Origin of the sequence: Bacillus sp. FJAT-27245 (assembly GCF_001273955.1) — a bacterium.
In the GTDB taxonomy this organism is placed as follows: domain Bacteria; phylum Bacillota; class Bacilli; order Bacillales; family Cytobacillaceae; genus Bacillus_D.
On sequence record NZ_LIGI01000001.1, the window covers coordinates 301,932 to 314,535 of the forward strand.

Here is a 12,604-nt window from a genome sequence, read left to right on the forward strand (position 1 = left end):
AAGTGGCAGACATGATGAAGGGGAATGAAGCAATTGCTGAGTCCGCTATAAGGGCGGGAGCAAGACTTTATGCAGGTTATCCAATTACTCCCTCTACGGAGATTATGGAATACATGGCATGGAGAATGAAGGAAGTAGGAGGAACATTCATTCAGGCAGAATCCGAAATTGCCGGTATAAATATGATTATTGGAGGGGCAGCTTGTGGCGTCAGGGCAATTACCGCATCCTCTGGACCAGGAATGAGTTTAAAACAAGAAGGGATGACGGTTCTCTCTGATGAGCAATTACCGGCGGTAGTCGTGAATACTGTCAGATACGGAAATGGTATCGGCACTTTACTTTCTGCCCAATGCGACTATTTAAGAGAAACAAGAGGCGGCGGGAACGGGGACTATAGATGTATTGTCCTATGCCCAAGCAGTGTCCAGGAAGCAGCGGATCTTACAGTCCTGGCTTTTGATTTAGCAGAAAAATATCGAATGGTATCCATGCTCATGACAGAAGGCGCGCTGGCACAAATGATGGAACCGTGTGAATTGCCCGAAATGCAGGAACCAACAAGATATCCTTGGGGGTTTGATGGAAAGTATACGAACAAGAAAATTGGCATCTTTGATCGGAATAGCATGACAGAAGCGAAGGAACTTAATGAAAAATATAACGAAGTAAAGGCAAATGAGCAAAGGTGGGAATCCGCCTATCTGGATGATGCAGAGTATGTATTTGTAGCGTATGGCCTTCCGGGCAGATCAGTCATCGGAGCAGTCGACGCCTTGAGAGCTGAAGGGCATAAAGTTGGATTCATTCGGCCTATTACGGCATGGCCATTCCCGGAAAAAGCTTTTGCCGCAGTCAATCAAAATGTAAGGGGTTTCATTTCTGTTGAAGCCAATGCCACCGGACAATTAGTTGACGATATAGCACTAATTGCAAAAAGAACACAAAAAATGAATGTTCCGGTTTATTGCAAACCGCATGTATATGGAGTTCCTTCTATAAAAACAATTAAAGAAGATTTCTATAAAGTCATTTCAGGCGAAATGAAGGAGGTGTACTAAATGGCAGTGGCAAGAAAAGTTCCGGAATTAGTCGATAGGCCCATGGGATTCTGTCCCGGGTGCGGGCATGGCATTGTCATTAGGCTTATTACAGAATGCCTGGAAGAACTAGGGCAAGATAAAAATGTGATTTTTGGATTGGGCGTGGGCTGTTCCAGTTTGCTCGGCGGGGGATTGGATGCGGATCGGCTACATTGTTCCCATGGACGTGCAAGTGCTGTATGCACTGCAATGAAAAGAGTAAACCCGGATAATATGGTTATTGCCTATCAAGGCGATGGAGATGCCTATAGCATTGGCCTTGCCGAAACGACCAGTGCGGCTTATCGAAATGAAAATTTCACAGCCATTATTATTAATAACACAAACTACGGGATGACAGGCGGGCAAATGAGCAATACGACAATGCCTGGCCAAAGAACAGCAACAACGCCAGCCGGAAGGGATTGCTCAGTTACAGGAATGCCAATTAAATTCCCGGAACTAGTTGCCTCGCAATTTAATCCGGCTTATGTGGCCCGTGGCAGTGTGCATACTCCTGTTCAAATCAATAAATTAAAATCTTATATTAAAAATGCCTTAAAGGCCCAGATGAATGGAGAGGGATATTCAGTAGTAGAAGTCCTATCCCCGTGCCCAACTAACTGGGGCCAATCAGCACAGGAATCCATGGCTAGAATCGTAGAAGAGCTGGTGCCATATTTCCCATTAGGGGAATTGAAGGCAAGGGAGGCGAAGTAAATGAAAGAAATCGTATTTGCCGGGTTTGGCGGACAAGGGGTCCTGACTGCAGGGCTATTGATGTCACAGATGGCGATTTATAAGGGATACCATGCTACATGGAGCCCTCAATATGGTTCTGCCATGAGGGGCGGTACCGCCAACTGTACAGTGAAGTTTTGCGAAGACCGGATTTATAATCCATCCCTGGAAGAACCGGATATCGTGCTGGCAATGAATACTCCAGCGTTCAAACAATTTATTCCCCTTGTAAAACCAGGCGGAACAATTGTCATCAATTCGAACATGGTACCTGCATCCTTGAATACAAGAGATGATATTAAAATCATAGAAGTTCCCTGTATGGCCATGGCAGAAGAGCTTGAACACGCAAAGGGCGCAAATATCATCATGGTCGGGGTCATTGTGAAAGAAACGGGTTATTTTACGGAAGAAGAGTCACTGGATGGAATGAACGACATGTTCCGAAAAAAAGGAAAAGACAAATTTGAACAATTAAATACAAGAGCGCTAAAGGCAGGATTTAACTATTCCATGAATGGGGCGGGCACACTTTCTGTCTAATGGATGCAGTTGCTTTTCCTGCCATGGCAGTGGAAAAGTACATGAAAGCGAGACTTCGTTTCAAATAATAAAGAATGAGGGGGATCGTAAAAATGAAATACGCTAATCGTATGGAAGCATTAAGGCCTTCGGATATTCGTGAAGCAATGAAAATGATTGCCGCAAATCCTGGAACTATTTCTTTTGCCGGAGGATTGCCTGATTCAAATCTTTTTCCAGCGGAAGCAATGAGGGTCGCAACAGATAAGGTACTGAAAGAAAGCTCCGAAATTGCACTCCAATATGGCCTTACTTTAGGAAGAGTCTCTTTAAGGGGAAAAATAGTCGGGCTTATGGCAAGAGAAGGAGTTGAAGCAACAGTAGACAATATTGCTGTCACGACAGGTTCGCAACAAGCAATTACTGTTGCTGCAATGATGCTGTTGGACGAAGAGGACGTAATTATTACTGAAAATCCATCGTATTTAGGGGCGCTTGCGGCGTTTAAACCATTTGCAACGAGCTATAAAGGCGTAAATGGCGATGAAGACGGAATGTTCATGGATGAGCTTGAGGAAGTAATCAAGAATACGCCAAACGCAAAGATGATTTATGTTATTCCTAATTTCCAGAACCCTACCGGCAGGACATGGTCATTGGAAAGACGTAAAAAACTTGTAGAAATAGCCAATAAATATGATTTGCCGATACTCGAGGATAATGCCTATGGTGAAGTCAGATTTGATGGGGAAAGAATTCCATCCATAAAATCCTTCGATACGGAAGGACGGGTCATTCACCTTGGCTCATTCTCAAAGATCCTATCCCCTGGGCTCCGGGTGGGCTGGGCATGTGCAGATAAAGAAGTTGTATCCAAATTCGAATTGGTGAAGAATGGGCTGGATCTTCAATCAGCCGAATTAGCTCAAATGCAAGTTACTGAGTTCCTTGAGAATAACGATTTAGACGCACATTTAGCGATGATTAATGAAGTATATAAAGAGCGCAGGGACTTAATGGTTAAGATGATTGAAGAAGAATTCCCTAAAGAGGCAAAGTATTACTATCCAAAGGGCGGCATGTTTGTTTGGGTGGAATTGCCATCCCATATTAATACAAGGGAATTACTTAAAAAAGCAATCGAAAGAAAGGTAGCATTTGTACCAGGCGGATCTTTCTATCCGGGAAATGATTGTGAATCTTCAATGCGCTTGAACTTCTCGACTATGACAAATGAAAAAATTGTAGAAGGAATCAAGATATTAGGCCAGTTATTGAAGGATTATTTAGCGCTTAATAATCCTGACCCTGTTCCAGTAGCCATTAACGATTAATGTGAAGTTTATCATATCACTAAAGCAATTAATCTAGGAAACTTAACTATATAAAAGAGGTGCAATAATCATGTCAAGTTCAGTAACTGTAAAAAACAAACTTGAGGTTGAAACAGAAAAGCTTAATCATGATAATCCTTTACTGGAATTTCAGGCGGTATTAAAAGAGGCCATTAACGCGCTGAATTACCCTGAAGTTGTATTTGACCATTTAAAGGGAACGATGAGGTTTCTTGAGGTAACAATTCCGGTCCGTATGGATGATAATTCCACTCGAATTTTCTATGGATACCGGGCGCAGCATAATGATGCAAAAGGGCCGACAAAAGGCGGCATTCGCTTTCATCCCGATGTGACCCCAGAAGAGGTAAAGGCACTCGCAGGATGGATGAGTATGAAATGCAGCATTACAGGTTTGCCTTATGGTGGAGCTAAGGGGGGAATTGTTTGTGACCCGAGGCACATGAGTTTAAGAGAATTAGAAGCTTTAAGTAGAGGGTATGTAAGGGCAATTAGCCAAATTGTTGGCCCGACTAAGGATATTCCTGCTCCGGATGTGTATACGAATGCGCAAATAATGGCTTGGATGCTCGATGAGTACGATCAACTTCGCGAATTTGACTCCCCAGGCTTTATTACGGGAAAACCAATTACCTTAGGTGGTTCCCTTGGGCGTGAAACAGCCACTTCAAAAGGGTTGTATTATGTCATCGAATTAATGAGCGAGTTGAAAAAATTCCTAATCAAAGATATGAAAGTCGTTATCCAAGGGTTTGGAAATGTAGGTGGGTACTTGGCTCTGTTCCTCCACCAGGCAGGAGCAAAGGTTGTCGGTATCTCGGATGCAATTGGAGCCATTTATGATGAGAATGGCTTGGATATTCCGTATCTACTTGAGAGAAGAGATTCATTTGGGATCGTTACAAACCTATTTAAAGACACAATATCCAACCAGGAATTACTTGAAAAAGAATGTGATGTGCTTGTTCCTGCGGCAATTGGTGGACAAATAACTATAAGAAATGCAGATCGCTTAAAGTGCAAGATTGTTGTCGAGGCAGCCAATGGGCCAACAACAAAAGAGGCAGCCAAAGTTTTGGAAGACAAGGGTATATTGGTTGTTCCGGATATTCTGGCAAATTCAGGCGGAGTGATTGTATCCTATTTCGAATGGTGCCAAAACAACCAAGGGTATTACTGGTCGGAGAAGGAAGTTGACCAAAGGCTGAAAGAAAAAATGACTTCAAGCTTTGAAAAAGTGGTCGAAACATCCCGAAAATATAATGTAAGCATGAAAGTCGCCGCTTACATTGTTGGGATAGAGGGTCTGGTTGAGGCATCACGTCTTCGGGGGCGGATCACTTTTTAAAGGGAGTAGATACAATGGTAGAAATTTTACTTGAAGAAAGAAATACGCAACCTGTTCACTATTTTTGCCTGGGAACAAATACTAGCAGGTATGACTTTACTGTCATTCATTCGGGCCAATTCTACAATAAATCAATGGTTATCTCAATTCAGACTGGAAGGATGGTTTTACTATCCCAAGAAGACATTGTTGATGAGGATTCCTGGAAAGAACAATTAGGAATTAGGAACGAGGATGTCGAAGAATGCCAGCAATTCTTTCATCAAGTCTTGAGTAAGATTGACTTTGTGGATCAATACTAATAAATTGCTAAAATATGTTAATGATTTGAAAGTGGTTCTTATAGCTATAAGAACCACTTTTTAGCCCGGCGTTTCAATTGGATGGGGGATTTTTCCGAAATGAAAAGGGGTGATTAGATGTCAAACAGTAACGGTACTAAAGGAACACTCGGACGTGGTGATTTAGTAGCAATGGCCATTGGCAATATAATCGGCGGGGGAATAATGTCTTTGCTTGGAATTGCTATAGGTCTTACAGGCCGCTCCATTGTAATTGCTATTGTAATTTGTTCGATCATGATTTTCCTATCCTCAATACCCCAGATCTTTGCTTCATCAACCATTAAAATGAATGGCGGATTTTATACTCAGGCCTCCTTATTTGGAGGAAAGTGGTTCGGCGGTGTATATTCCGTCATATTTATTTCCTATTTTTTTAGTGCTTCCCTTTACGCCCTGTCATTCGCGCATTACGTTTTGGCGCTTGTACCAGGAGTGAATATTCAATTTGTCGCAATGTTGATATTAACCGTTCTTGTCATTGTTAACTTAATTGGTATCCAAGTTGCAGCAAAAGCACAATACATCATGGTCATTCTTCTAACAATCGCTTTGCTTGCCTTTGCTGGCTTCGGTCTGGTCCATGTAAAACCAGGATTCACGCAAGCCCCTGATTTTCTCCTCAATGGGTTTTCTGGGATTATGTCCGCAGCAGCCCTGATGAGCTTTGCCCTAGTTGGTTCTACTTTTATCGTCAATTTTAGTGGGCAGTGTAAAAACCCCACCAAGGATATTCCGTTTGCCATAATCGTTAGCACAATCGTTGTGACTTTGTTGTATGTTCTGGTTGCAATTGTTGCGGCAGGCGTTTTGCCTCTTTCGGAAATAAAGGGAAAATCTTTGGCAATCACCGCATATGAGGTATTGCCATACCCGATATATTTATTCTTTATAATATGTGGAGCCATGATTGCATTGGTTACCTCATTAAACGCTTTGCTCGGCTGGATTACTCCTCCTATTGTCCAAGCATGCAATGATGGATGGTTCCCGAAATTCCTTGGCGAACGGAATAAAAGATTTGGGACACCCCATTGGATTTTATTGATAATCTATGTCCTGGCATCAATGATTATCCTATTGGGCTGGGATATTGGCAGTGTTGCAAATGTGGGCAATTTCCTTTCCAATGCCGTCATGACTGTAGTCGTAATCGCATTGACCAGAATGCCTAAAGTCATACCGGACATATGGGCAAAATCAAAATTCCGCATCAATGACAGGCTATATGTTGGTTTTTCGATAAGCGGGGCATTAATGACCGCCATATTCTGCTATTATTTGGCTATTGAATTAACAAGGGGCGAAATCATTGGAACGGTCATATATTTGGCAGTTGCCTTCCTCTACCCACTTACTAAAATGGTAAAGAGGGATGCTATTAAGATAGAAACCAGCTATGAATCCATATAAATGAGCGATTGAATCCAGGGGTTCCTATCCATCAGTAGAAAAACTGTCGTTTATACAATGACAGTTTTTTTGAATTCTTTATAATTTTTATTCCTAAGTGAATGTAAAAGTGGGCGATAATGTATACCACAATGGAGCACAGTCCTATGAGGCCGCCAGGGGTTTCCGTGGAAAAAGGAAATTACAATCGCTAATTCATGCAGTTCATAAAACCTCTGCTTAAGTGTGTTGCCAATAACTTCCTCTGCTTATATCATTAAGTATAAAAGAGAATGCTTAAGGGGGAAGTACATATAATGATCCCAGCAAAAATAGAGCCGATTTCTATTACTCCGGTAAGAGAAAAAAGCGTGGAATCAATCTTTGATTGGTTCGATCAGCATAAACAATCGTTTTATATTCTTGGTAGCTCCTATCTTAGGGATCAGCAGCAAATGGAAGAACTTTTTTACCAAGCCATTCTAAAAATACACAAGCAGTGGTCCAAATTCAAAAAGGAAATATCATTCGAAACGTGGGTTACGTCCATTTTTATAAAAACCTATCGGGAACTTTCTACCGATGGAAGGACACAAGTTTTAGAGGAAGGTGAGCCGCGCCAGGATTTATTTAAAGCGCTTGACCAGTTAAAAAGGGATGAGAAGGAAGCGCTGGTCCTTACATATATAAAAGGTGTCTCCCGGGAGGACGCAGCATATCTTCTTAACGTTTCAGAGGAAAAGCTGAAAGAGGATTTGTTTTCCGGAATACAGGCACTCAAAAGTGGTCTGGGGCTTGGGCTGAGCGGGAATGGCTGTAAAGAGTATCATAAGAACTACATCGATTACTTCGAAAGAAAGATGGACCGGCCTAAAAAGGTTGATTTCGAGATACATGTTTACCATTGCCAAAACTGTCAGGAGGATTTGGCTGCCTTTCAGGACGTCATGTTAACCATAAGGGATTTTACTAAAGTAATTGGAGAATTTCATGTGCCCCACACATTTATGGAGAACGTCAAAGCCAGGCTGACAGAAAGGGAAAAGCAAAGGAAACTGAAGAAAAAGAAGCGGATAAGAGTGGGAGCTGTTGCTGCCAGTGTTATCGCATTATTAATAGCTTTAGAAGTTATTACAGGTACTGTTGCCAACCTCTACTATGCATATACAGAAAAGGATGAGCAGTTACGCCCTTTTCTGCAACAGGGCCTGGGGGAAATGCTGAACCTGGAGGCAGAAAGCAAAGGATTGAAAATTAGAATTAAGAGTGCGATTGCGGATGATGTTCAGACGCTCGTTTTTTATGAAGTAGAAGATACAACTGGAAATCATCAATATGCAATCGATAATTTTGAAGGGGCCTTTGTAAAGAACGAACGTGAAATCATGAACCAAGTAACACAGCCAAGATTCTATCCACCAGACCTTAAATCTGATGTTAATGCGAAAGAAAAGAACGTGTATCAAGGAAAGATGAGTCTGCGGCCGCTGAAAACGGATAAAGCGATAATTAAGCTAAGGATTACGAAGCTTCAGAAGTTAATTCCTGACTCTGCTGGTCCGTATGGATATAGTTTTTCCGGGAACATGGTACATGAGAGTGGGGAGTGGAACTTTGAGATCCCTATTACAAAAAAGCYATCTGTTGAAGTTGCACTGGATGGAGAAACAGAGATTGAGGGAATCCCGGTTCGATTTGATAAACTAACCATTGCTCCGACAATGACGATTCTGCAATATGCGATTAATCTAGAACATCCTGAGAAGCGCATAGAGTTTCTGAATTTTGACAATCTGGAAGTGAACAATAAAAAAATAAATCCAGAGATGTATGGGAGTACTTTTTTAAACTCTGACATGAATTGGTCTGTTTATCAAACGCACTTTGAGCCGCTTTTTGAAGGAAAGCCAAATGAGGTTAACGTTCGATTCAAGTCTGTTTATTTTACGATTGAAGACCCTAAAATCATCAAACTGAATGCTTCACAGGAATACCCACAAACCTTTGAATATGCAGGCACTACAATCTCTATCGACAAGCTACAAGTTGGACAGGAAACCAAGTTTGTACTAAGCAATCATGAGATCGATAATAGGGAATTTGAATCGCTTCACTTAGATCTTGTTGATTCAGATGGGAATAGAATTAATTCAATGATGACGGATTCTGAAGGAGTGCTTGTTGATAAAAACGGGGTTAAATACGATATCAATACTCCTGTCGCATATGAGGAAATCGAACTGCCCCGATATTTCTTTACTGTTCAAAGCATAATGATTGACAGTCTCAACGCCACAGAGAATGAGATTCCTGAAAGTCTTAAGATTCATAGTTATAATACAACAAAGTATTTGGACGATGTTGTGAAGATATCAGTACAATAATATTTAATAAATGGACAGGGCTAAATACAAACCGTCTCTCCAGATATGGGAGACGGTTTGCTTCTGTTTCGATCAACTCCTGCAGAGAGTAAAAATGGTTTTCCTTGTTTCTTAATCTACTGGCGCAACTTTTCACTCGAAAAAGTTGTCGGCTATTAGAATCTTTTACATTGGTAAAGTAGACGAGTGCTTTACGTCATTTTGTATAGATTGTAGAGCTTCTTTTCCGAAAAAGGCTTGAGCTTTTTGGGATATTTTAAGTAACATTTCATCATTTTTCATTAACGCCCCACGTATACGACTTATTAATTGGAGAGCATTCTCTCCAGTAATTTGCCTGGTTACGCGTTCAAGCAGCACTTTTGAATCAACGGAATATTTGTGGGCAAAGCTATGGCACATGACCATATTCTTCCGTAGGCCATCAGAGTATTCTCCGGAAAAAGCCCGACGGATGCAACCGCGGATTCCAGCATGGCCGTATGAGATTTCAGAGACTGCCCGATAGAAAAGAACCATTCCATCTGTATGGCTTGACTCCGGATGTAAGCGGAGCTCACTAACGAATGAGACTAAATGTCGTACAACCGCTTTCGCGGATTCTGTTGCGTTCCACCACTCCAGCAATAGATGCTGATCATTTGCGCTCATATCTAATGTTTGTGTATAAGGCATTTTTCTCCCTCCATTGTAAAATCCCCTTAAAGCCGCGGGATCGCCTGAACGTTCTGGATCCGTTGGCGAATGATTTCCCAGTCAGGGCTAAGGAGTTCTTGGCCTAGTCTGATGGCTTCATTAATTCTATTGGAAATTTGATTATTTAAATATCGGCTTTGCTCGACCAGGTATAACACATTTGAAGATGCCTCTCTAACAGCTAGTTCATAATTGGGACTTAATTGCTTTTCACTAATCCTTAATGTGTCAAGGTCAAATACCAGCATCTCTTTTGCAAGAGGAATTCGTTCGCCTTCAAGAAGACGGAGAATAGTTCCTTGTGCAGCGTCGAACCCATATCCGATATCGGCCACGGAAGCATGATATGGATTAAGGCCAGGTGCAGTACGTATTGAGGGAATCGATCGAAATCCCGTGGTAATGGAGCATGCCACTTCTTTTGCGGCCATTCCTTTTTCCAAAGCAGAATATATGGCATTTAAATAATGATTTCTATGAGAATCCCTTTCCCAATGGGAAACAGTCACTTAGTCATCCCTCACTTTAAGTTTAGATTTTGCCTAAATAAGAGTGTCAAATAATAATAAAAAATGCTCCAATTTACAAAAGTAACGGAGCAAGACTGTTGTATGTGGCACTTGGTAGATGGCATATAAGATGTACCAGTATACCGGCGCTTCTATGTTTCATTGAAAAACATATGCTTATTAAGAAAAAAATATGACTATGATGTAGAACATCAATTAAAATAAACCAACAATTGTCTGGCTTTTTTCTAACGAATTGGCGAGTATTGCTTAAATGGCCAGAGCGCCACACTTCTGAAGCACTTGACAAAAAAGTTAGAAAAATGTAAAATAACATAGTTGTTTTTAGGGTTCTGCATCAAACCTTCTCCCCCTTGCTTTTGTTCATTTTTTTCTTACTATACTGCATGAATCGAATATGGAAAGTAGTTATGATGGACTCCTTTGCCACCCCATAAATTTACACACTACCATCTTTTTTAACGTGACCGCAAAACCATTTCCTCGGTTTTATAAAAATTACGTCCTACCATATAAGCGCAATTATTTTGCAGCTGGGCCATCCGCAACAATTAGATCAGGTGTTTGACCTCTATTTTCCCTCCAACAATTTATTTATATAAACACCTTTTTTTCCATCCTATACATGTAGGTAAGGCCCGGGCTGTTCTCTATCGGGAAAGCATTGGAGCTTTGTTTTGTTTTGCCTTGAGAGGTATAAACTTTATTCTTGATAGACAAATTAACTATACATTGCCAGCCGGCAGCTTGAAGAAGGGCTGGTCAGTGGAATGTACGAATACGCTAGTTTGCGCGTGGCAAAGTGATATCCTCATTCTCTTTCTTATCCTCATCATTCTCCATACGGCCGATTGATGATGAGGGAAATGATTCATCAGAACAAAAGCTGATTCTTAATTTAGCCGGTTTCCGGTGAAATGATTATTTAGAGAAGAGGTTGATTTGATGAATGCAAAAAATAAAAAACAAGCTAGAAAAGGTATAGGTCTGGGAGCTACATCAGCAATTGCCTGGGGCGTAGATACCGTAATTATTGGTGCTATCATAGCAAGTACCCCTTTTAAAGAAGCGATTGTACTTGCTCCTATTATAGCGGCCTTCATGCATGACTTTTTCTCTGCTATATGGATTTCCTTGCTGATGATTATAAAGGGTGAATTTATTAACGTATTAAAGCTGTTTAGAACAAAAAGCGGCTTGATATTGATTTTAGGCGGTTTGTGCGGCGGGCCCTTGGCCATGACCTTCTATTTTCTTGGTATCCAACATGCCGGGGTGACGTATGCGGCAAGTCTTGCTTCCATATTCCCTGGTATAGGTGCTGTTTTGGCTTTCTTTTTCTTGAAGGAAAAAATGGTCGGAAGAACCTGGCTTGGCGTAGTTGTAAGCATCATTGGCGTTATAACTCTGGCATATGTGCCTTCAAAATTTGACGTTGATAGCAACTTTTTCATCGGAATATTATTTTCTCTGGGTGCTGCTTTGTTCTGGGGACTTGAAGGGGTAATCAGTGCATGGGGGATGAGAGGGAAAAATGTCGTTCCACTCTATGCAATCAATATAAGGCAGCTGACTTCAGCATTAAGTTTTGGGGTATTAATTATCCCGTTCATTAAAGGTTATCCTATAGCCCTTGAAGTTGCGTCATCCAATGTAGTGTGGCTGCTCGTTATAGCAGGTTTATTAGGTACCCTGAATTATTCTTTATATTACGCTTCGATTGATTTGATCGGTGCTGCCAGGGGGCAATCACTCAATAATACGTATGTGTTTTGGGCAATCCTAACTGAAATATTGGTAATCGGCACCCCTGTTAGCTTGCAATTTGTTATTGGTACGGCAATCGTTCTTATCGGTTCTGTCCTGGTGTCTGCGAACCTTAAAGAACCAAAGGCCGATAAAAATCCCCGGTTAAAGGAAGGGGAAGGCGTTAATCCGGCCTAGAAATGCAATGCAGCACAAGTTTTCGGGTTTGTGGAGCTTGGTTTGATTTTAACAGTATGGGTTAAAATGGGCATTCCGCAAACCATGGGGGAATTTGATGTGTTTAGTAAAGAACCTTGAACCCTATACAAAATTGTATAAACGAGTCCCGACGGTTATGTGGCTCAACCAATAATAAAAGGCAGTTACCCCTCGTGGTGGGAACTGCCTTTTTTACATTTAATGATTGTTAGCTATACATGCCAGGCATGGATACCAATCCCTGTTCT

Annotated in this window: 11 protein-coding genes; 9 read left to right on the forward strand and 2 right to left on the reverse strand. The window is 41.3% G+C overall.

Annotated elements, in window-relative coordinates; genetic code table 11:
* Window positions 1-11 precede the first annotated feature (11 nt).
* The 8 genes from ADU24_RS01450 to ADU24_RS01485 all read left to right on the forward strand — a co-directional run bounded on the left by ADU24_RS01450 (window position 12) and on the right by ADU24_RS01485 (window position 9,165).
* The gene (locus ADU24_RS01450) at window positions 12-1,061 is read left to right on the forward strand and encodes a 3-methyl-2-oxobutanoate dehydrogenase subunit beta (RefSeq protein ID WP_231689664.1); all 1,050 of its coding nucleotides are present in this window, start codon (window positions 12-14) and stop codon (window positions 1,059-1,061) included.
* Window positions 1,062-1,802 carry a thiamine pyrophosphate-dependent enzyme gene (locus tag ADU24_RS01455; RefSeq protein WP_053364969.1) on the forward strand — a complete coding sequence of 247 codons (741 nt, stop codon included), beginning with the start codon at window positions 1,062-1,064 and terminating at the stop codon, window positions 1,800-1,802.
* A complete protein-coding gene (locus ADU24_RS01460; RefSeq protein ID WP_053364970.1) occupies window positions 1,803-2,366 on the forward strand; it encodes a 2-oxoacid:acceptor oxidoreductase family protein in 564 nt (187 codons plus the stop codon). It abuts the gene before it with no gap.
* Between the two features lie 92 nt (window positions 2,367-2,458).
* Window positions 2,459-3,679: an aminotransferase-like domain-containing protein gene (locus ADU24_RS01465; RefSeq protein ID WP_053364971.1), complete on the forward strand. Its 1,221-nt coding sequence runs from the start codon at window positions 2,459-2,461 to the stop codon at window positions 3,677-3,679.
* A gap of 70 nt (window positions 3,680-3,749) precedes the next feature.
* Window positions 3,750-5,048 carry a Glu/Leu/Phe/Val family dehydrogenase gene (locus tag ADU24_RS01470; protein WP_053364972.1) on the forward strand — a complete coding sequence of 433 codons (1,299 nt, stop codon included), beginning with the start codon at window positions 3,750-3,752 and terminating at the stop codon, window positions 5,046-5,048.
* A gap of 14 nt (window positions 5,049-5,062) precedes the next feature.
* On the forward strand, window positions 5,063-5,350 hold the full coding sequence (locus tag ADU24_RS01475) for an SAV0927 family protein (RefSeq protein ID WP_053364973.1): 288 nt from the start codon (window positions 5,063-5,065) through the stop codon (window positions 5,348-5,350).
* A 117-nt stretch (window positions 5,351-5,467) separates the two neighbouring features.
* Window positions 5,468-6,802, forward strand: coding sequence for an APC family permease (locus ADU24_RS01480; RefSeq protein ID WP_053364974.1), 1,335 nt, complete (start codon window positions 5,468-5,470; stop codon window positions 6,800-6,802).
* Between the two features lie 296 nt (window positions 6,803-7,098).
* Complete coding sequence (locus ADU24_RS01485; protein ID WP_231689542.1) at window positions 7,099-9,165, forward strand: DUF4179 domain-containing protein; 2,067 nt, start codon at window positions 7,099-7,101, stop codon at window positions 9,163-9,165.
* Between the two features lie 165 nt (window positions 9,166-9,330).
* On the opposite strand, the gene ADU24_RS01490 is transcribed toward ADU24_RS01485, so the two are convergent.
* Window positions 9,331-9,840 (reverse strand): hypothetical protein, encoded by a 510-nt coding sequence (locus tag ADU24_RS01490; protein WP_053364975.1) that lies wholly within the window; start codon window positions 9,838-9,840, stop codon window positions 9,331-9,333.
* Between the two features lie 26 nt (window positions 9,841-9,866).
* Window positions 9,867-10,370: a hypothetical protein gene (locus ADU24_RS01495; protein ID WP_053364976.1), complete on the reverse strand. Its 504-nt coding sequence runs from the start codon at window positions 10,368-10,370 to the stop codon at window positions 9,867-9,869.
* 966 nt (window positions 10,371-11,336) lie between these two features.
* Between ADU24_RS01495 and ADU24_RS01500 the strand changes: the two genes are divergently transcribed.
* Window positions 11,337-12,335, forward strand: a complete 999-nt coding sequence (locus ADU24_RS01500; RefSeq protein ID WP_053364977.1) for a DMT family transporter — start codon at window positions 11,337-11,339, stop codon at window positions 12,333-12,335.
* The last annotated feature ends 269 nt before the right edge of the window (window positions 12,336-12,604 follow it).